21 protein-coding genes are annotated in these 20528 nt (G+C 65.9%); 9 read left to right on the plus strand and 12 right to left on the minus strand.

The features are described 5' to 3' along the window. Positions 1-209: 209 nt before the first annotated feature. Complete coding sequence (locus I4X03_RS07180; RefSeq protein WP_223467519.1) at positions 210-461, minus strand: hypothetical protein; 252 nt, start codon at positions 459-461, stop codon at positions 210-212. A 308-nt stretch (positions 462-769) separates the two neighbouring features. Here I4X03_RS07180 and I4X03_RS07185 point away from each other — a divergent pair, with 308 nt between their 5' ends. From I4X03_RS07185 to I4X03_RS07205, 5 genes are all read left to right on the plus strand, one after another. Next, positions 770-1384 carry a winged helix-turn-helix domain-containing protein gene (locus I4X03_RS07185; protein WP_223467520.1) on the plus strand — a complete coding sequence of 205 codons (615 nt, stop codon included), beginning with the start codon at positions 770-772 and terminating at the stop codon, positions 1382-1384. A gap of 172 nt (positions 1385-1556) precedes the next feature. Continuing rightward, entirely contained in the window at positions 1557-2318 is a 762-nt protein-coding gene (locus tag I4X03_RS07190; RefSeq protein ID WP_223467521.1) for a glutathione peroxidase, read from the plus strand. Beyond that, a complete protein-coding gene (locus I4X03_RS07195; protein ID WP_223467522.1) occupies positions 2315-3340 on the plus strand; it encodes an LLM class flavin-dependent oxidoreductase in 1026 nt (341 codons plus the stop codon). Before I4X03_RS07190 ends, I4X03_RS07195 begins: the two co-directional genes overlap by 4 nt. Continuing rightward, positions 3328-4200 carry a M90 family metallopeptidase gene (locus I4X03_RS07200; protein ID WP_223467523.1) on the plus strand — a complete coding sequence of 291 codons (873 nt, stop codon included), beginning with the start codon at positions 3328-3330 and terminating at the stop codon, positions 4198-4200. The genes I4X03_RS07195 and I4X03_RS07200 overlap by 13 nt, the downstream gene beginning before the upstream one ends. A gap of 97 nt (positions 4201-4297) precedes the next feature. Beyond that, entirely contained in the window at positions 4298-4852 is a 555-nt protein-coding gene (locus I4X03_RS07205; RefSeq protein ID WP_223467524.1) for a glycine zipper domain-containing protein, read from the plus strand. Between the two features lie 64 nt (positions 4853-4916). On the opposite strand, the gene map is transcribed toward I4X03_RS07205, so the two are convergent. From map to I4X03_RS07220, 3 genes are all read right to left on the minus strand, one after another. Beyond that, entirely contained in the window at positions 4917-5687 is a 771-nt protein-coding gene (map, locus tag I4X03_RS07210; protein WP_223467525.1) for a type I methionyl aminopeptidase, read from the minus strand. Beyond that, a complete protein-coding gene (locus I4X03_RS07215; protein WP_223467526.1) occupies positions 5684-5896 on the minus strand; it encodes a ParD-like family protein in 213 nt (70 codons plus the stop codon). Before I4X03_RS07215 ends, map begins: the two co-directional genes overlap by 4 nt. A 72-nt stretch (positions 5897-5968) precedes the next feature. Next, a complete protein-coding gene (locus I4X03_RS07220) occupies positions 5969-6829 on the minus strand; it encodes a universal stress protein (protein WP_223467527.1) in 861 nt (286 codons plus the stop codon). A 142-nt stretch (positions 6830-6971) separates the two neighbouring features. Here I4X03_RS07220 and phbB point away from each other — a divergent pair, with 142 nt between their 5' ends. Beyond that, the gene (gene phbB / locus I4X03_RS07225) at positions 6972-7718 is read left to right on the plus strand and encodes an acetoacetyl-CoA reductase (protein WP_223467528.1); all 747 of its coding nucleotides are present in this window, start codon (positions 6972-6974) and stop codon (positions 7716-7718) included. Positions 7719-7723: 5 nt separating this feature from the next. Here phbB and I4X03_RS07230 read toward each other — a convergent pair whose 3' ends face one another. The 8 genes from I4X03_RS07230 to I4X03_RS07265 form a co-directional block, all read right to left on the minus strand. Continuing rightward, positions 7724-8110 (minus strand): TraR/DksA family transcriptional regulator, encoded by a 387-nt coding sequence (locus I4X03_RS07230; protein WP_223467529.1) that lies wholly within the window; start codon positions 8108-8110, stop codon positions 7724-7726. Between the two features lie 126 nt (positions 8111-8236). After that, positions 8237-8698, minus strand: a complete 462-nt coding sequence (locus I4X03_RS07235) for a hypothetical protein (RefSeq protein ID WP_223467530.1) — start codon at positions 8696-8698, stop codon at positions 8237-8239. A 16-nt stretch (positions 8699-8714) separates the two neighbouring features. Next, the gene (locus tag I4X03_RS07240) at positions 8715-9569 is read right to left on the minus strand and encodes a hypothetical protein (protein ID WP_223467531.1); all 855 of its coding nucleotides are present in this window, start codon (positions 9567-9569) and stop codon (positions 8715-8717) included. An 80-nt stretch (positions 9570-9649) separates the two neighbouring features. After that, positions 9650-10444 (minus strand): 2-oxo-tetronate isomerase, encoded by a 795-nt coding sequence (otnI, locus tag I4X03_RS07245; RefSeq protein WP_223467532.1) that lies wholly within the window; start codon positions 10442-10444, stop codon positions 9650-9652. 25 nt (positions 10445-10469) lie between these two features. After that, positions 10470-11738: an MFS transporter gene (locus tag I4X03_RS07250; protein ID WP_223467533.1), complete on the minus strand. Its 1269-nt coding sequence runs from the start codon at positions 11736-11738 to the stop codon at positions 10470-10472. Between the two features lie 8 nt (positions 11739-11746). After that, positions 11747-12202: a MarR family winged helix-turn-helix transcriptional regulator gene (locus tag I4X03_RS07255; RefSeq protein WP_223467534.1), complete on the minus strand. Its 456-nt coding sequence runs from the start codon at positions 12200-12202 to the stop codon at positions 11747-11749. A gap of 162 nt (positions 12203-12364) precedes the next feature. Next, on the minus strand, positions 12365-13756 hold the full coding sequence (locus I4X03_RS07260) for a DEAD/DEAH box helicase (protein WP_223467535.1): 1392 nt from the start codon (positions 13754-13756) through the stop codon (positions 12365-12367). Between the two features lie 242 nt (positions 13757-13998). Beyond that, positions 13999-14778, minus strand: a complete 780-nt coding sequence (locus I4X03_RS07265) for an inositol monophosphatase family protein (RefSeq protein ID WP_223467591.1) — start codon at positions 14776-14778, stop codon at positions 13999-14001. Positions 14779-14956: 178 nt separating this feature from the next. Between I4X03_RS07265 and I4X03_RS07270 the strand changes: the two genes are divergently transcribed. The 3 genes from I4X03_RS07270 (at position 14957) to I4X03_RS07280 (ending at position 20459) form a co-directional block, all read left to right on the plus strand. Continuing rightward, positions 14957-15715, plus strand: coding sequence for an RNA methyltransferase (locus I4X03_RS07270; protein WP_223467536.1), 759 nt, complete (start codon positions 14957-14959; stop codon positions 15713-15715). Beyond that, positions 15715-16656, plus strand: coding sequence for an esterase/lipase family protein (locus tag I4X03_RS07275; protein WP_223467537.1), 942 nt, complete (start codon positions 15715-15717; stop codon positions 16654-16656). The genes I4X03_RS07270 and I4X03_RS07275 overlap by 1 nt, the downstream gene beginning before the upstream one ends. Before the next feature lie 197 nt (positions 16657-16853). Continuing rightward, positions 16854-20459 carry an EAL domain-containing protein gene (locus tag I4X03_RS07280; protein ID WP_223467538.1) on the plus strand — a complete coding sequence of 1202 codons (3606 nt, stop codon included), beginning with the start codon at positions 16854-16856 and terminating at the stop codon, positions 20457-20459. Positions 20460-20528: the final 69 nt, after the last annotated feature.

Below are 20528 nucleotides of genomic sequence, written 5' to 3' on the forward strand. Positions count from 1 at the left end.
AAAATGTAATCAAACGTAATTGTTGACAGTGTTCTGTGAGGTTCGACTGGAGAATACGGGCACGAGTTCAACCGTTTGGCGCGGCGGGTTCCGGTGACGCGTTGGTTGTCATTTTTTTACAACAAACCGTGGGTTTCGGACAACGCAGGACGAAAAAAAGCGCTGTACCTGAACTTATCGGGTACAGCGCGGTCTGTTACTACGAAAGCTTACTTCGCTGGCTGTTCCGGAACGACGATGACGGTATCGCCTTCCTTGCCTGGCTCACCAGGTTCGCCTTTTTCGCCAGGAGCGCCAGGCGCGCCGGCAGGGCCTGGTACTGGCACTGGTACCACGGCAGGCGAGGCTACCGGGGTTTCAACGACGGTGGTCGATGGCGGCATAACGGTGGTGCTTTCGGTCTTTTCGCAAGCGGTCAGGCCGACGACGGCCATCAGTGCTGCCAGTAGGGTGATCTTCATGGTGGCTTCCTTATAAAAATTGTTCATCGATGTCGCTGCGCACGCTTGCAGCGCGGACAACCACAGAATAAATACTTTGACCCGCTCGCTCTGTACGGGAACGCACACAGCAGCGCCTGCTTTCATGATCGTCAGAAAAAGATGACGGGAGGCAGGAAATTTCTTGAATGTTCGATGGCGCACAGACCTGAAGATGTGAAACAGGCATTCTTCATCACAAGGAGTACGGAACCAGCGATGTTGTCAGGCAGTCAAATGGCATAGGCGGTTCGTACCACATGACTATCTTAAAGATGGAGTAACTCAACATGCATGCAACGACACCTCAATCCCACGCGGCGCAAGGCGACATGAATGTCTCGCGCTCGGCAAATTCCACCCTGATCGAGCGCGTCGCGCCTCAGCCGGCGGAACGTGCCCCGATTTCGATGGCGCCGATTGAGCGCGTGCGTTCGACCTCGGCCACCCAGCGCCGGATTGAAAATATGCAAAAGCTGATCCAGGAACTGTCGACCCACGAAATGCTGGCAGACGAAATCGCCTGGTTCCTGAAGTTTTCGCCGTCCGGCGCACGTAAATATATCCGCGACCTGCGCGAAGCGGGCGTGATCGAACTGGCGCGCTATATCGAAGGCACCGCTACCTACCTGGGCAAGGCGGTCTACCAGATCTCGCCAGACCCGGAGCGCGTCAAGGCCTTCCTGGCCGCGATCGTGCAGCCGAAGCGCGAAGGCGCCGCTCCGCGCAAGGAGCGTCCAGGCCTGCGCGAGCAGAGCATGGCAGGCAGCGGCCGCCACTTCCACATCCTGGCCGACGACACCCATTATGCGATCCGCGTCAACCGCAGCCCGGTGGCCCGCGACCCGCTGGTGGCAGCGCTGTTCGGCGCCGCGCCGAATGCCAAGCAAGAAGGCAACTCGTAATTCCCGACCGGGCCCTGTCCTTCGCCCGAGCAACGCCGCCGCACCACCTGGTGCCGCGGCGTTTTGCATTTTGCGAAGCAATGATTGAAAAGACGCCAACACACCCCACCTGAGCCACTGCGGCGCCCTTGACGCCATCCACCCACGAACATCTTCGAAAAGGCACACCATCATGTTACCGACTCCCGAATCCCTGGAAGGCAAACCTGTCCCGCACGTCACGTTCAAGGCCAGGCCGCACGACCAGTGGCAGGATGTCAGCACCGAGCAGTTGTTCAAGGGCAAGACCGTGATCGTGTTCTCGCTGCCGGGCGCCTACACCCCGACTTGTTCGTCCAGCCACTTGCCGCGCTATAACGAGCTGGCGCCGGTATTTCGCGCCAGCGGCGTCGACGATATCGTCTGCATGGCGGTCAACGATGCCTTCGTCATGAATGAATGGAAACAGGGCCAGGACGCGGCCAGCATCACCTTCATTCCTGACGGCAACGGCGACTTCAGCGAAGGGATGGGCCTGCTGGTGGACAAGCGCAACCTCGGCTTCGGCATGCGTTCGTGGCGTTATTCGATGCTGGTGCGCGACGGCATTATCGACAAAATGTTCATCGAGCCGGAGAAGGAGGGCGATCCGTTCGAAGTATCGGACGCCGAAACCATGCTGCGCTACCTCAATCCGCAGGCCAAGGTGCCCGAGCCGGTGGTCATATTTTCCAAGCCTGGCTGCCCGCACTGCGCGCGCGCCAAGGCGGCGCTGGATGAGCGCGGCCTGCGCTACACCGATATTTCGCAGAGCCAGCACATCAATTCCAGCGTGCTGCGCGCGGTGGCGGGCGCCTCGACCTGGCCGCAGGTCTTCATCGGCGGCACCCTGATCGGCGACGCCGACGCCCTCGAACAGCACCTGGCCTCGACTGCGGTTTCCGGCACGCCATGAGGCTGTCCGTCCTCGACCAGTCGCCGGCCATCGCCGGTATCGACGCTGCGGAAGCGATTCAAGCCTCGCTGGCGCTGGCGCGCCATTGCGACGCGCTCGGCTACAGCCGCTACTGGCTGTCCGAGCATCACAACAGCACCAGCATCGTCGGCAGCGCCCCCGAGGTGCTGATGGGGGCGATCGCCGCCACCACCCACCGGATCCGCATCGGCAGCGGCGGCATCATGCTGCCGCATTATTCCGCCCTCAAGGTGGCCGAGCAGTTTCGGGTACTGGAAGCGCTGGCGCCCGGCCGCATCGACCTGGGCGTCGGCCGCGCGCCGGGATCGGACCGCCTGACGGCGCGCGCGCTGAACCCGCACGCCACCCCGGGCGCCGATGACTTTCCCCAGCAGGTGCTCGACCTGCGCGACTGGGTCGAGGGCCGGCGCCTGCCGCCCGACCATCCGTACCGCGCGATCAGCGCGCAGCCGCAGGGCGCCGGCAGCCCGGCCATCTGGATACTGGGCAGCTCGCTGTATGGCGCGCAGCTCGCCGCCCATCTCGGCCTGCCGTATTCGTTCGCCTATTTCTTCAGCGACGGCAAGGGCGTCGAACAGGCGCTCGACCTGTACCGCAGCAACTACCAGCCAAGCGAGCGCTATCCGCACCCGCAGGCGACGATCAGCGTGTGGGCGCTCGCTTGCGAGACCGAACAGGAAGCGCTGCACCAGCTGCAGACCCGCGAGCACTGGCGCGTGCGCTTCGAGCAGGGCCTGCCCGGGCCGCTGGTGTCGCCCGAGGACGCCGCCGCCTATCCCTACACCACGGCCGAGCTTGACCGGATCGCCGAGATGCGCCGCAGCGCCATCGCCGGCAGTGCCGAACAGGTCGCCGAAACGCTGCGCGCGCTGGCCGCGCGGCTCGATTTATACGAACTGGTCGTCAACACCTGGGCGCACGAGCGCGCGGTGCGGTCGCGTTCCTACAGCCTGCTGGCGCAGACCTTCGAACTGACGGCGGAGGGCCCATGGAGGCGCTGATCCTGTCGCTGGCCGCGGCCCTTGTGCTGGGCGCGCTGGCGCTGCCGAAGTGGCGCCTGCGGCGCGCGCTGGCCGAGCCGATGTCGGCGCACCACCTGCAGATCCTCGACGCGAACGTCCCGGTGTACCGCCACATGGACGGCGCGCTGCAGCTGCAGCTGCAGCGCCTGATCAAGCAGTTCCTGTACCAGAAGAAGTTTATCGGCTGCGCCGGCCAGCACATCGACGATGAAGTGCGCGTCACCATCGCCGCCCAGGCCTGCATGCTGCTGCTGAACCGGCCCAGCCGGGTCTATGGCGGCCTCGAGACCGTGCTGGTGTATCCGAGCGCGTTCATGGCGCCGCGCAAGCACGTCGATGCCGCCGGCGTCGTCACCGAGGCGCGCCAGGACTTGCTGGGCGAATCGTGGGGCGATGGCCGGGTGGTGCTGGCCTGGGACCATGTGCTGCAAGGCACCCTGAACTGGACCGAAGGCCACAATGTGGTGCTGCATGAATTCGCCCACCAGCTCGACAGCGAGTCGGGCAGCAACAACGGCGCGCCCTGGCTGGGCGACCGCGCCAGCTACCAGCGCTGGTCCGAAGTGCTGTCGCGCGACTTCGCCAACCTTCAGGTGGACGCGATGTACCGCCAGCAGAGCGTGCTCGACCATTACGGCGCGAGCAGCCCGGCCGAGTTCTTCGCGGTGGCCACCGAAGCGTTTTTCGCGCGGCCCTACGAGATGGCCAGCCATCACCCGCAATTGTTCGACCAGTTCCTGCGCTATTACCGGGTCGACCCGCGCGCCTGGCTGGCGCCGCCGGTTGCGCCTGAGCCGGCCGCGTATTACGGCCAGCCGGCGTATGGCCAGTGGCAATGACGCGATCGCGTTTCGGACCCATTAGTGCGTTAGCGAACAGAGAAATCCGGGCAAAAGGCGCATCCTGAGAACATCATTGATGCAGGAGGGTTTGAGCATGTCCACAATTATTGCAGGTCATTTCCAGCTCCAGGACGAAGTCGACCTGGCGCGCCGCGAGCTGGTCAACGCGGGCTTCCCGGAAGACCGCATCAGCGGCTTCTTCGTTAACCAGCCGGGGCAGCACGACCTGACCGAAATCGGCGGCGACAACATCCTGTCGCCAGGCGCCAAGGAAACGCCGGAAGGCGTGGTCGAAGGCGCAGTGGCTGGCGGCGCGGTCGGCCTGGCCATCGGCGCGGCGACTTCGCCAGTGACCGGCCCGATCGGACCGGTCGTCGGCGGCTTGCTCGGCGCCCACGTTGGATCGCTGTTCAGTTTCTCGAAAATGAAAGATGCGGGCGAGCGCGAAGAGGGCGGCGAAAACCGCGTCGAGCCGCGCATGTCTGGCATGCTGCTGGCCGTCGCGCTGCCCGACGGCGCCGACGAAGACCGCGCACTCGAGGTGCTGCGCCGGGTCGGCGCCCACCACATCGAACGCGCCGAAGGCACCGTGGAGAATGGCGACTGGGTCGACTTCGATCCGCTGAGCATCCCGGTACCGGTGCGCTAAGCGTACGCCGCCTACAAAAAACCCAGCTGCGTGCTGGGTTTTTTGTTGCTGCATCAGGTCCTGCTCAGGCCGTCATGCGCGCTTCCTCGGGGCGCAGCGTCAGCACCGACACGCCGGCCGCGGTCACCGCAACGGTGTGCTCGAACTGGGCCGACAGCGAGCCGTCGCGGGTCACCACGGTCCAGCCGTCGGCCTCGGTCCTGACGCTGCGCCCGCCCTTGTTGAGCATCGGCTCGATCGTAAATACCATGCCCTCGCGCAGCACCAGGCCGGTGCCGCGCTCGCCGAAATGCAGCACCTGCGGTTCTTCGTGCATCTTGCGGCCAATGCCATGGCCGCAGTATTCGCGCACCACCGAATAGCCGTTGCGCTTGGCGTGGCGCTCGATCGCCCAGCCGACGTCGCCCAGGCGCGCGCCAGGACGCACGGCGCGGATGCCTTTCCACATGGCTTCGTAGGTGGTCTGAACCAGCCGCCGGGCGGCCAGGTCGACCTCGCCCACCAGGTAGGTCTTGCTGGAGTCGGCGATATAGCCGTTCTTTTCCAGCGTCACATCGAAATTGACGATGTCGCCGTCCTTGAGCACCTCCGCCTGCGATGGCACGCCGTGGCATACCACCTGGTTGACCGAGGAATTCAACACGAAACCGTAATCGTACTGGCCCTTGCTGGCGGGCCGCGACGCGAGCTCGCCGACAATGAACTGCTCGACCAGGGTGTCGACCTGCAGCGTCGTCATGCCAGCCAGCTGGAGCCGGTCCAGCATGCCGAACACGCGGGCCAGCAGGCGGCCCGATTCGGCCATCAGGGCAAGCTCGTGCGGCTGCTTGGTCATGCCGCGCTCAGCATCGGTTGGTCGGCGGACACGCCGGCGGACTGGTACTCGCGCCGGATGATCTCGCTGAAACCGAGGGTCGGGTTGGTTTCGCACAGCATGCCGACCTTGATCCAGAATTCCGCCTGCGCGTTGATGGAACGGCAAGATACTTTGCTGGCCCTGCGCAGCTGCTCGTGCAGGTCCTGGTCGATGTTGACAATGCCCATTTGTTGCTCCATATACGTTTCGTATGCGAATTGTATACGTTCCGCATAGAAAAGCAAGCCGGCTTGCCTCCGTCAATGGGCCATCAGTACCGGGACGGTCATGCCTTCGAGCACAGTGCGGGTGGCGCCGCCCAGGATGGTTTCGCGGAAGCGCGAATGGCCGTACGCCCCCATCACCAGCAGGTCGGCGCCGCGATCGGAGGCCAGCGTCAGCAGCGCATCGCCCACCTCGTGGCGCCGGTGGCCGCGCTTTTGCTCGACCGGCACCACCGTCAGTGTCGCCTGAATGCCGTGCCGGGCCAGGTAGCGGACCGGATCGGCCGCGGTCGCGTCGGCCACCGTGCGGGTTCCGCTGCGCGTGTCGAACACGGCGATCGTGACCGAGTCGGCGCGCGCCAGCAGCGGGATCGCCAACTGCATCGCGCGCGCCGCCTCGCGGCTGGCGTCCCACGACACCAGCACATGGCGGCCGGGATCGGCTGCCCCGATGGCATACGGCAGCAGCAGCACCGGCCGCCCCGAGTGGATCACGACGTAGGCCGGGAAGTCGGCCATCAGCGGGGCGGTGGCCTGGCCGGGCTCGGCCTGGCCGATCACCACCAGGTCGGCGGCGCGCGCGTGCAGGCTGATGCCGGCGCCGGCTTCATCGTCGATCAGGCGGCCCTCGTACGAGGGCACGCCGCTGGCCGCCATGTGGCCGTCGAACAGGGCCAGCGCATCGCGGCCGCGCTCGCGCAGGAAGTCGAGATGCAGCGCCAGGGTCGGGTCGTTCGCTTCCGATGGCATCGCCTGGTACAGGAAGCGCGACACGCCGCTGAGCGCGGCGCCGATGACATGCGCGCCGCTGCGCCTGGCGATGGCCGCCGCCGCGCCAAGCCGGTCGGCGCAACGCGCGCCATCGTCGACATGCACCAGGATCGTCTTGTAGTCCATCTGTTACCTCCGTCGTGGTGAATTCTTCAGTCCGATTGATCTTTTGATATCGCTCAATGTTACGGGGCGTAAGCACTCCTAGACTTGGCCCTTCACGCCGCGCGCACACGCGTGAACGGACAACTGAGAATGGAGACAAGCAATGGAAAACAATAAAGTAGCTTTGGTCACGGGCGGCATGGGTGGCCTCGGAACCGCAATTTGCCGGCGCCTGCACGATGCGGGATTCAAGGTCGCGGCGACCTTCTCGCCTTCCAATCCTACACCCGAAGCCTGGATGGCGGCGCAGCGCGACGACGGCTACCGCTTCATGTCGTACAAGGTGGACGTGAGCAACTACGCCGATGCCGAATGGATGATGCAAAAGCTGCTGTCCGAGTGCGGCCGCCTGGACGTGCTGGTCAATAACGCCGGCGTCACCCGCGACCAGACCATGCGCAACATGGAATATGCCGACTGGAGCGCGGTGATCCGCGCCAACCTCGACAGCGTGTTCAACATGAGCAAGCAGGCGATCGAGCCGATGATGGCGCAGAAGTGGGGCCGCATCATCAACATTTCGTCGGTCAACGGCCAGAAGGGCGCCTACGGCCAGGCCAACTACGCGGCGGCCAAGGCCGGCATGCACGGGCTGACCAAGTCGCTGGCGCTGGAGCTTGCGCGCCACGGCGTCACCGTCAACACCGTCTCGCCAGGCTACCTGAACACCAAGATGGTGCAGCAGGTGCCGCAGGATATCCTGGTCGGGCGGATCCTGCCGCAGATCCCGCTGGGCAGGCTGGGCGAGCCGCGCGAAGTGGCGGCGCTGGTGGCTTACCTGGCCTCGCAGGAAGCCGGCTTTGTCACTGGCGCCAACATCGCCATCAACGGCGGCCAGCACATGTCGTAGCGCCGTCAGGGCGCGCGCTTTTCGGCGCGCGTCTGGCAGGTGATGCACAGGCGCGCGTCGGGCCGCGCCTGCAGGCGGGAAAAACCGATCGGGTTGCCGCATTCTTCGCACTCGCCATAGCTGCCGTCGGCCAGCTTGGCGATGGCGTGCTTAACCGACAGCATCTGCGCGGCGTTCATGCCGGCCGCTTCCAGCGCGAGGTCATTCAGCAGGCGCACGGTGGCCTTGTCGGCGGGCGATGTTTCCACCTCCTGTACCGGCAGGTCGTGCGCGCTCTCGACGACGTCGATATCGTCCTGGCGCGCCAGCGCCGCGCGGCGCTGCTCCAGCAAGCCCGCGAGAGTCGCGATCTGGCCCTGGTCGAGACCATGCATGGCGTGCAGGCCGCTCATTGTGTGTACCCCGCGTTGTGGAAAAAAAGCGCGCTGCCGCCATGGCAGGCTGATACCAGTGTAGCGCGTTCAGGCGGTAATGAACATGGGCGCACGCACGTGCGCGGCTGCCGCGGCCGGGCGGCCTCAGGCGGATTTCTTGACCTGGTGGGCGTCGAGGGCCTCGACCTTGTTCTTGATTTTCTCAAGCGCAAGAATGATCGGCGCCGGCTGGCCGGTGGCGACCGCTCCGGCGAGCCCGAGCACGCTGGCAACCAGCCCGCTGATGTCCTTGATCAGAGCGATCTTGCGGATTTTCTCGGCGGCCCTGGTGGTCAGCTCGGCCAGCTGGCGCTGCGGCTGGCCAAGCGCGCTGACGACCAAGCTGGCGGCGTCGGCATACAAGCCGTTGGCGCGCTGGCGCAGCACCAGTTCCTGGTCGAACAGGGCGCGCAAGGCCGCCTGCCGCGTCGCGCTGGGCGGCTTGCTGCGGTCTTGCCTGATTTCATCCATGATGCGCTGGTGCAGCTCATCGGCAATGACCGACAGCTGGTCGGCCAGCGCCTCGACTTCTTCCACTGTGGACAGGCCGTCGGTTTCCTTGTTCATCGCTCACCTCGTGGTTTCAGTTGTCGGACAGGTTGTCGCGAATCACGCGCAGGTCGCGGCCAAAATTCCTCAGCACGCCGCGCAGCTCGGCGCCGGACACGTTGTTCAGGTTTTCGCGCAGTTTCTGGTGCCCCAGCGACACCTTGGTCAAGCCCTGCTGCGCCAGCGAATAGCGCTTGTCGACCAGCTTGTATTCGCGCGCCTTGTCGAGGTAATGCACTTTCGCCAGCGTCACCAGCATGCGGTCGTTGGGCCGGCTCGCATACGGGATCTCGATGTCGAAAATACCCAAAATCGTCTTTTTCTCATTCTCGTTGGTCTTGGCGTACAGCCGCGTGATCGAGATCATGGCCCCAAGCAGGGTCTGCAGGTCGGCGTCGCCGTCGCGCACCATCGTCTCGACGCTGCGGCCCTGGTAGCCCGAGGCGATGGCCCGGGTCAGCAGCCGCGTCAAGCCGGTGTAGGCGGCGATGTGGCGCTGCTCGAGGCCGCTTTCGGCATTGGCTTTCAGGCCATTGCCAAGATCGTCGAGCTGGGGCGTGAGGTCGAAGCGGTCCTCGCCTGCCAGCAAGGCCAGCGTCTGCATGTACAGCACCACCGATTTTTGCAGGCTGCGGAAATCGTCGTACACGGCGCGGCGCTTGGCGTCGTTTTCCTTGGCGATCTTGTCGGCGGCCGGGGTCAGGTAGGGCTGTTCGCGCAGGTAGGTGTCGCGGTAGCGGGTCGACAGTTCGGCGTAGCCGCCAAGGCGCGCCGAGGCGCCGGCGAACTCGCGCACTTCGACCAGGCTGACATGGGTTCCCGCGCAGCCGCCCAGCACCAGGCAGGCGGCGAGGGCGGCGACACGGGTGACACGGTTGAGAAAATTCATGGGGATCCTCGCAGGCAGCATGGTTGCGTACCGGAAGTCCCTATTCTTACGCCTCTATCCGTGAGGCATCTTGCTGAAGGTCAACCCTGTAGAGTGCCCGACAGCAATTGGCCGCGCCAGGCCAGGCTGCTGGCGGTATCGCCAGTGGGGGAATATTCGCAGCCGACGTGGCCGTCGTAGCCCAGTTCATCCAGCAGCGCGAACAGGGCAGGGAAGTCGATCTCCCCGGTGCCGGGCTGGTGGCGCCCGGGCGCATCGGCGAACTGGACGTGGCGAATCAAGGGGAACAGCGCGCGCAGCGATTCGCGCACGCCGCCCTCCATGCGGTGGGTGTGATAGATGTCGTACTGCAGGAACAGGTTCGGCGCGCCGCAGTCGGCGATGATGTCGGCCGCTTGCTGGGTTCCGTTGAGGAAGTAGCCCGGCACGTCGTAGCTGTTGATCGGCTCGATCAGCACGCGCATCGCGCGCGGATGCAGCTGTTCGGCCGCGAACTTCAGGTTGCCCAGGAACGTGTCGCGCGCCTGCGCGCGGCTGACGCCGGGCGGCACGATGCCGGCCATGCAGTGCAGCTGGCGCACGCCGAGCGCGACCGCGTACTCGAGCGCGAGGTCGACGCTTTCCTGGAATTCGTCGACCCGGCCGGGGTCGCAGGCCATGCCGCGGTCGCCCGCCACCGGGTCGCCCGGCGGCATGTTGAACATCACCAGGTGCTGGCCGGCACGGTCGATCCGTTCGGCCAGCTGGCCCGGCACGAAGGCATACGGGAACTGGAATTCGACGGCGTCGAAGCCGCACTCGCGCGCCGCCGCGAAGCGGTCGAGCAGGGCGACTTCGGTGAACATCGTGGACAGGTTGGCGGCAAATTTGGGCATCTCACGATGATACATCTGCTCAGGCTTATCCGCTTGCCGCCGTGTCGCTGACGCGCGAGATATTGGTGAATAGATAGGCCAGCGCCGAATACGCGACCAGGAACACGCCGGCGCCGGCGAACATCTGGCCGAGCGACAGATAGGCCAGCAGGAAGCCGGTCAGCGCCGCCGACATCGGCGCCAGGCCCATGAAGATGAACATGAAAATGCTCATCGCGCGGCCCAGCATCGCACGCGGCACGCGCTGCTGGATCCAGCTGAACACCGCCACCTGCATGCAGCCGCCGATGACACCCAGCAGCACCAGCACGGCGGCGGCCTGCCAGGTCGCATCGACCAAGCCCATCGGCAGCAGCACCAGGCCCGAGATGGCATCGGCAAGCAGGATGGTGGTGCCGAACGTGCCGATACGTACCTTGCCGAGCCAGCCGGTCAGCGCCATGCCCGCCAGGGTGCCGGCGCCGTGCACGCCCATCAGCAGGCCGAGCGCGGAGGCGCCCTGCAGGCGGGTGCTGGCCAGCACTGGAAGCGCCACTTGCATCATGCCGCCGACGACGAAGGTGCATACCGCCCAGTACAGCATGCAGCTGCGCAAAGTCATATCGTTCCACACCATCGCCAGCCCATCGCCGATGGCGCGCAGCATCGGCGCCGCATCCAGGCCGCGCGGCGGCGCATGCAGCGTGCGCACCCTGGACAGGGTCCATGCGGTGAACAGGAAGGTGAAGGCGTCGAAGCCGAAGGCGATCGCCATGCCGTTGCCGGAATCGGCGCCGCTGCCATCGCCGAACAGCGCGAACACCAGTGCCGCCAGCAAGGGGCCGGACAGCATCGTCACCTGGCGCACGCCCATCAGCATGCCGTTGGCGCGCGCCAGCAGTTCGGGCGCCACCACGTGCGGCAGCAAGGAGGTACCCGATGGAATGCTGAACGCCGACGCCAGCCCGAGTCCCAAGGCCAGCGCGCACACGGCCGCCAGCGACGGCGCGCCGAGGTACACCAGCGTGGCCAGCAGGGTCAGCAGGATGGCGTTGGCGAACTTGCTCAGCATAAGCACCGACTTCGGCGAGTAGCGGTCGACCAGCGCGCCGCCGACCAGCATGAACAGCGCGCGCGGCACGCTCATCAGCGCGATCACCAGGCCCAGGGTCAGCGCGTCGCCGGTCATGGTCAGCACCAGCCAGGGCAGCGCGACCATGGTAAACTGGTCGCCCAGCGCCGAGATCAGCGCGCCGCCCATCATCCAGCGGAAATTGGCGTCGCGCCGCAACGGGGCCGGTTCGGCTGGCGTCACGGCCTGCCTCACGCGGCGCCGGTGGCCATGCCGGCCAGGCCGCCCAGCGCCTGCGCCATCGTCTCGACCTGTGCGGCCGGCAACGAACGCAGCACTTCGCGGCTGACCAGGTTGACGGTGACGCCGGCGTTGGCCACCAGTTCCTGGCCGGTCGGGGTGATCGCCGCGTAGCCGACGCGGGCGTCGCGCGGATCGGCTTCACGCGTGACCAGGCCGATTTTTTCAAGCGGCAGCAAGCTGCGCGTGACACCCGACGCCGTCAGGCCCAGCTTGTCGGCCAGGTCGACCCGGCGCAGCCGCGCACCCGGCGCCGTGCGCAGGTGGTTCAGCAGCTGGAAGTCGCCGAAGCTGATGCCGTGATGGCTGCCGAGCGCGGAATCGAAGCGCCGCTGCAGCAGGGCGTGAACGCGGGCGATGATCAGGCACAACTCGCTGGCGCTGCTGGGTTCTTGTGGCACGATCATGCGTGTCTCCTTATTGGTTAACTGGTACTTGATTGCGCAAGTATATTCCTGCCACCAAAAATTGCAACAACATTCAAGGCCGCTTCGCGGCGCGCGCAGGCGAAAAAAAGCCACCCGGGACCGCAGTCCGAGGTGGCTTGTTCGTTTAGAGCGGGGCTGCTGTTAGCGGCCGCGGCCGCCGCCGCCGCCCGAACGGGCTGGCGCCGACGAGCGTCCGCCGCCACCGCTGCGGGCGCCGCCGCCGCCGCCAGGACCGGCGGTGCGTGGCTTGGCCGAACCGCGGCCGCCTGCGCCGACGCGGATCACCTGTCCACCGCCACCGCCGCCGCCCGGACGGCCGCCGCGGCCGCCATGGCCAGGGGCGCCGCTGCGCAGCTGGATCGGCTGGGCACGCGCGCTCGGATCAGGCTCGAAGCCCGGGATCACCTGGCGCGGCAGGGTTTGCTTGATCAGCTTTTCGATATCCTTGAGCATGTCGTGCTCGTCCACGCACACCAGCGATACCGCTTCGCCGGTGGCGCCGGCGCGGCCGGTACGGCCGATGCGGTGCACATAATCTTCCGGGATGTTCGGCAGGTCGTAGTTGACCACGTGCGGCAGCTGGTCGATGTCGATGCCGCGCGCGGCGATGTCGGTCGCAACCAGCACCTGCAGGTCGCCGGTCTTGAACTCGGACAGCGCCTTGGTGCGCGCGGTCTGGCTCTTGTTGCCGTGGATCGCCATGGCGCCGATGCCGTCCGCGCCCAGCTGTTCGACCAGCTTGTTGGCGCCGTGCTTGGTGCGGGTGAAGACCAGCACCTGGGTCCACTTGTTCGACTTGATCAGGTGCGCCAGCATCGGGTGCTTCTTGTCGCGGTCGACCGGGTGGATCTTTTGCGCGATCACTTCCACGGTCGAATTGCGGCGCGCCACTTCGATCATCGCCGGCTTGTTCAGCAGGCCATCGGCCAGCGCCTTGATCTCTTCCGAGAAGGTGGCCGAGAACAGCAGGTTCTGGCGCTTCGGCGGCAAGGCCGCCAGCACTTTCTTGATGTCGCGGATGAAGCCCATGTCGAGCATGCGGTCGGCTTCGTCCAGGATCAGGATCTCGACCTTCGACAGGTCGACGGTGCGCTGTTCCATGTGGTCGAGCAGGCGGCCCGGCGTGGCGACCAGGATGTCGACGCCTTGCTTGAGCTGCTTGATCTGCGGGTTGATGCCGACGCCGCCGAACACGCAGGCCGAATTCAGGTTGGTGTACTTGCCGTAGGTGCGCACGCTTTCCTCGACCTGGGCCGCCAGTTCGCGGGTCGGGGCGAGGATCAGCGCGCGGATGCCGCGCTGGCTGGTCTTGTTGGTCAGCGCGGCGCCGATCTTGTCGGTCGACAGGCGGTGCACGATCGGCAGCGTGAAGCCGGCGGTCTTGCCGGTGCCGGTCTGGGCGCCGGCCAGCAGGTCGCCGCCATTCATGACAGCAGGGATGGCCTGGGTCTGGATCGGGGTCGGCTGGGTATAGCCTGCTTCAGTAACTGCACGAACGATGGCGTCGGACAGCCCGAGAGTGGTAAATGACATGGGTAACTTTATTGGTAAGATCGGCCCGTCGCCATGAATTTCTGGCGCCAGTCGCAGGCAATCGATTGAAAAATCAGAGGCGGCAGGGAGACTGGAAGCGGTGCCGCTTAATGTTGCAGTATAAACACAACTATTCCGAATGGAAAGATAAAGTTCGCTGTGGAAATTACTGCTGGGAAGAAGGGGTTGGGAGCCCCTTCGTCAGGTCAGGCCGTATTTTACGCCAAGTAGCGAAAGCGTGCTTAGGCGAACGGCGACAGCAGGGTGACCATCTGGCCGAACACCTTCGGGCTGGCCGCGATGATGTCGCCTTTGTGCAGGTAGTCGGACTCGCCGTTGAATTCGCCGACGATGCCGCCCGCTTCCGTCACCAGCAGCGCGCCGGCAGCGATATCCCACGGCTTTAGGCCTTTTTCGAAGAAGCCATCGCTGCGGCCGGCGGCCACGTTGGCCAGCTCGAGCGCGGCGGCGCCAGCGCTGCGGATGCCGTGGCAACGCTCGGCCATGACGCCGTACATCTTCAGGTAGTCGGCCAGCGCGCGCGGACCGGCGCCGTGGCCGGACGACAACAGGGCGGCGCCCACGCGGTCGTGCTTGGTCACGCGGATACGTTTTTCGTTGAGGAAAGCGCCGGCGCCCTTGGTGGCGGTAAACAAGTCATTGCGCACCGGGTCGTAGACGACAGCCTGGGTGGTCACGCCGCGCTGCTGCAGCGCGATCGAAATGCAATAGTTAGGGTAGCCGTGCATGAAGTTGGTGGTGCCATCGAGCGGGTCGATGATCCACGAATATTCACTCTCGTCGTTCAGGTTGGCAGATGCACCGGATTCCTCGGCCAGGATCGCGTGGCCGGGATAGGCCTTGAGCAGGGTCTCGATGATCGCCTGTTCGGCCGCCTGGTCAATGTCGGTCACGAAATCATTGTGTTGTTTTTCGGTGACAGTCACGCGGTCGACATCGAACGAGGCGCGGTTGATCACGGTGGCGGCGCGGCGGGCGGCCTTGATCGCCGTATTGAGCATTGGGTGCATGTGGGCTTCCGGTAAGAGAACGCTAACGCGCACGGCGCCCCGGCAGGGCGCTATGTGCGCTAGTGAAACAAGAATGAATTAAAGAGCGGTGCGGCGGCAAGAGGTTAAAATCGCGGGCTTGGAAGCCCCGGCTTTAACCACTCGACGTGGCGCGATGGCGCTATTTTAAATGAACATGCCCGAAACCAGCACATCTCTTTTCACTCGCCTGCGCTTTATTCTGGTCGAGACCAGCCGCGCCGGCAATATCGGCTCGGTGGCGCGCGCCATGAAAACCATGGGATTTTCCGAGCTGGTGCTGGTCAATCCGCGCTTTCCCGGCGCCCTCGAGGACCCGGAGGCGGTGGCGTTCGCCAGCGGCGCGCTCGACGTGCTGGCCGGCGCGCGCATCGTCGGCAGCATGGCCGAGGCGCTCGACGGTTGCCAGTTCGCCGCCGCCGTGTCGGCGCGGCTGCGCGAATTCTCGCCGCCGGTGTGGGCGCCGCGCGCCTTTGCCGGCCATGTGGCCGGGCAGCAGGGGCTCAACGCCGCGCTCATCTTCGGCAATGAGCGCTTCGGCTTGCCCAACCATATCGTCGAACAGTGCAATGTCCTGATCAATATTCCCGCCAACCCGGCCTATTCGTCGCTGAACCTGGCCCAGGCGGCCCAGGTGCTGGCCTACGAGTGCCGGATAGCGGGCGAGACCGGCGCGGCCGAGCCGAGCGCGATCGGCTTTCACGGCGACGCGGCCAGCGTGACCGAGATCGAGGGCATGTACGCCCACCTCGAGCGGGCGCTGGTGTCGATCGGCTTCCTCGATGCCGACAATCCGAAAAAGCTGATGCCGCGCCTGAAGCGGCTGTTTTCCCGCACCCAGCTCGAAACCGAGGAAGTCAACATCCTGCGCGGCATCGCGCGCCAGATCCTCAGGGACCGGGTGGACTGATGAGTGCGCGCCTGCTGCTGCGATTGCTATTGCTGCTGCAGGCGGCGGCGGCCGGCCTGATCGCGTGGGTGCTGGCGCGCCACCACGGCGTCGGGCCGCTGCTGGCGCTGGGCGCCGGCCTGGCGGCCGTGGTGCTGGTGCGGGCGCTGATCTCGGCCAATAATTTCTTGATGAGTAGCCGCGCGGCCAGCCCGACGCCGCCCGAGTTCCGGCTCGGCGCCGCGGCGGGGCTGCGCCTGTTTGGCGAAGAATTCCGCGCCTCGATGCTGCAATCGTCGTGGATCATGCCGCGCGCGCGGCCATCCCGGCGCATCTTCCCCGGCTCGCCGCGCTTGCCGGTCCTGTTGTTGCACGGCTATGGTTGCAACAGCGGCTACTGGGCCCACCTGTTGCCGCTGCTCGACGCGGCAAGCATCAGCCATGCCTGCGCCGATCTGGAACCGCTGGGAGGCGACATCGACGGCTACGTGCCGGCCGTGGCCGCCGCCATCGACGCCCTGTGCGCCGACAGCGGCGCGCCGCGGGTCGTCATCCTGGCCCACAGCATGGGCGGGCTGGTCGCGCGCGCCTACCTGCGCCGGCACGGCGCCGCGCGGGTGGCGCACCTGATCACGCTGGGCACGCCGCACCATGGCACCAGCCTGGCCAATCTCGGTCTCGGCGCCAATGCGCGCCAGATGCGCCGCGCGCGCCGCGCCGACCTGCCGGAAAGCGACTGGCTGCGTGCGCTGTCTGGGGAGGAGGGCGAGGCCGCGCGCGCGCTTGTCACGTCAATCTATAGCCACCACGACAACATCGTCGCGCCGCAAACTTCCAGCCACCTGCCGGGCGCGCGCAATATTGCCGTTGGCGGCGTCGGCCACGTGGCGCTGGGCTCGAATAAACAGGTCCTTTTATGCATCATGCATGAACTCGCACGGGACAGCGCGCCGCGTGAATAAGGTGACACGGAAATGATACATTTTGATGAGACTTTGTCAGCGATTCTGTGACATCATGCATTTGCTTACCTAGGTGAAAGTGTGTCACGATGTAACAAACGGACGCGGGGGCGTGATCCTGGCCGTTCCTGGCGGCCTGACGCATTCACGCGGCAGCGCCAGACCACCTGGCAAGGTTAACCATCGGGAGTGCATCAGTGCCAGCACGCATCCTCATCATTGAAGACAACCCCACCAACATGGAGTTGATGGTCTATCTGCTCAACGCGTTTGGCTTCACGCCGCTGACTGCGAGCGACGGCATCGGCGGTATCGAAGCGGCGCGCGAGACCCTTCCCGACCTGATCATTTGCGACGTGCACCTGCCGCGCCTGGACGGCTACGGCGTGGTCGCGCAGCTCAAGCAAGACCCCGCCCTGCGCCACATTCCCGTCCTCGCCGTCACCGCGCTGGCGATGGTCGGCGACCGCGAGCGGCTGCTGGAGGCCGGCTTCGACGGCTACATCGCCAAGCCGATCGAGCCGGACACCTTCGTCGTGCAGCTGGAAGAATTCCTCGCCCCGCAACCGGCGCCCGCGCCCACCGTCTCTGCCGGCCAGGCCACCATCCTGATCGTCGACGACCACGTGCTCAACCGCGAATTCCTGCGCACCCTGCTTGGCTACGGCGGCCACCTCCTGATGGAGGCGGCCAGCGGTGCCGAGGCGCTCAGGCTGGTCAGGGAGCGCAAGCCGGACCTGGTGATCTCCGACGTGCTCATGCCCGGGATGGACGGTTATGAACTGGTCGGCCGCCTGCGCGCCGATCCCGACACCGCCGACCTGCCGGTGATCTTCTACACGGCGCTGTACCGCGAGCGCGAAGCGGCCCGGCTGGCCGACTGCGGGGTGCGCTGGGTGCTGCCCAAGCCGTCCTCGCCGGACGTCATCCTGCGGACCGTGCATGAGGCGCTGGGCATGGGCGAACCGGCCAGCATCGATGGCGACGACGCCGGCGATGCGGCGCGGCCGACTTTCGTGGTCGGCGCGGCGGTCGCCGATTTCCTCGACGAGGCCGACGGCGCGCGCGATGGCGACGCCGCGCCTGACGGGCCCACCGAACGCCAGCAGATGACCCAGCGGCTCTCGACCTCGCTGTCAAGCCTGCAGGCGGTCAGCCTGCGCCTGACCGCGCTGATCGAGCTGGGCATCGAGCTGGGCGCCGAGCGCGACCCGGCCGCGCTGATCGAAAACGGCTGCCGCGTCGCGCATGGCATCTGCGCCGCCAGGTACACCTGCATCGGCATACTCGAGGAGGGCATGGACACGCTGCAGTACTTCGCGGCCTGCGGCGACGAGGGCAAGGCGCGGGTGGTGCGCGATGCGCCGCGCGCCGGCGTGCTTGGCAAGCTGCTCGGCCAGCACGCGCCGGTCAGGGTCAGCGGGATTGACGGCGATCCGAGCGTGCTGGGACTGCCCAGCGGGCATCCGGCGGTGCATTCCTTCCTTGGCGTGCCGATCGCCTCGCGCGAGCGCGTGCACGGCTGGCTGTACCTGGTCGACAAGGACGACGCTGCCGAATTCTCCGAAGTCGACGAACGGGTCGCCGTGACCGTCAGCGCGCAGATTGCCGCCGCCTACGAAAACCTCGCGCTGTACGAGGAGATCCGGCGCCATCACGCGCAGCTGACCGCGGACATGCAGGTACGGATCCGGCTCGACGAAGACTTGCGCCGCTTCCGCACCGCGATGGACGCCACCGGCGACGCCATTTTCCTGGTCGACCGCGCCAATGCCCGCTTCGTCGACGTCAATGCCACCGCCTGCAGCATGCTCGGTTACACGCGCTACGAATTCATCGGCAGCGAAGGCCCGGCCCCGCACGTCGAGGTGCGCTCGCGCCTGCGCGACCTGCTCGGCAAGCTGGAAGGCGGCGAGCACGCCGACGCGATGGCCGAACTGCTGATCGAGCGCCGCGACGGCTCGACCGTGTCGGTCGAGGTGCAGCGCCGCACCTTGCGCTCGGGCGCCAACTGGATCCTGGTGGCGGTCGCGCGCGACATCACCGAACGCAAGCATGCGCAGGAACAGCTGGTGCAGCTGGCCCACTTCGACACCCTGACCGGGCTGCCGAACCGCAGCAAATTTTACGAAAAGCTCACCGGCGCGCTGCACTACGCCGAAGAGCACCGCTGGGCGGTCGGCGTGCTGTTCCTCGACATCGACCGCTTCAAGACCGTCAACGATACGCTCGGCCATCCGATCGGCGACGAGCTGCTGCGCCAGTTCTCCAGCCGCCTGGTGCACAGCGTGCGCTCGCGCGACACCGTCGGGCGCTTCGGCGGCGACGAATTCGCGGCCATCATCGCGCTGCCCGACGGCCCCCAGGGCGCCTTGCCGGTAATCGAAAAAATCCGCGAGGTGATGCGCGCGCCGTTCGACTTGCACGGCCACGAGGTTACCGCCACGGCCAGTATCGGCATCACCATCTTCCCCGACGACGGCGCCGATGCGCAGACCCTGATCAAGTTCGCCGACACCGCGATGTACCGCGCCAAGGAAGCCGGACGCGACGCGTTCCGCTTCTTCACCGCCGAGATGAATGCGCAGTCGCTGGCCCGCCTCGATCTCGAGAACGCGCTGCGCCGCGCCATCGACCATGACGAATTCGTGCTGTACTTCCAGCCCAAGGTGCACATCGGATCGCGCCGCATCAGCGGCGCCGAAGCGCTGATCCGCTGGAACCGGCCCGGCCACGGCATGGTGTCGCCGGCGCTGTTCGTGCCGATCCTCGAAGAGACCGGCCTGATCGTGCGGGTCGGCACCTGGGTGCTGAACGCCGCGTGCCGCCAGATCAGCGAATGGGGCAGGTCCGACGTGGGCCCGGTGCGCCTGTCGGTCAACGTATCGGGCATCCAGTTCTTCGCCGGCGGCCTCGAGGAAGAGGTGCTGGGCGCGATCAAGCGGCACGCCATTTCGCCCGGGCTGCTCGAACTGGAACTGACCGAAAGCTCGCTGATGTCCAACGCCGAGGACACCATCGCCGTGCTGCGCAACCTGAAGGCGCTCGGCATCGAAATTTCGATCGACGATTTCGGCACTGGCTACTCGAGCCTGGCGTACCTGAAGCGCTTCCCGATCGACAAACTCAAGATCGACATCGCCTTTGTGCGCGAGGTGACCTCGAATCCCGACGACGCGGCGATCGTCCTGGCGATCATCAATATGGCGCACAGCATGAAGCTCGAAGTGGTCGCCGAAGGCGTCGAGACCGAGGCCCAGTTGTCCTACCTGCGCCGCCACGGCTGCGACGAAATGCAGGGCTACTACTTCAGCCGCCCGGTGCCGGCCACCGAATTCGAGCGCATGATCCGCGAAGGCAAGGCGCTCAACGCGCCGCAGGACGAGCCCGGCGAATACCAGCAAACCCTGCTGATCGTCGACGACGACGCCTTCATGCTCGACGTGCTGGCCGACTTCCTGGCGCAGGACGGCTACCGCATCCTGACCGCGCAAAGCGCCGCCGACGGCTTCGACATCCTGGCGCGCCACAACGTGCAGGTGATCCTGTGCGACCAGTGCATGCCGGTGATGAGCGGGACCGAGTTCATGGAACGGGTCAAGCACCTGTGCCCGACCACGTTCCGCATCATGCTCTCGGCCTACGCCGACCTGGCGCCGATCATGGAGGCGATCAACCACGGCGCCATCGACCGCTTCTACACCAAGCCATGGGAAGGCGCGGTCCTGCGCGAGAATATCCGCGAAGGCTTCCGCGCCCATGCGCAGCTGCACGGCGCAAGCGGCAAAGGGACGCTGCACTGAACTGAGGGTTTGCGTTCAGGCGGGCCGGTACGGTAGGCTATGCGTCTGCCGCACCGGCCTCGATTGAAA

Source organism: Massilia soli (assembly GCF_016809835.1).
GTDB lineage: Bacteria > Pseudomonadota > Gammaproteobacteria > Burkholderiales > Burkholderiaceae_D > Telluria_A > Telluria_A soli.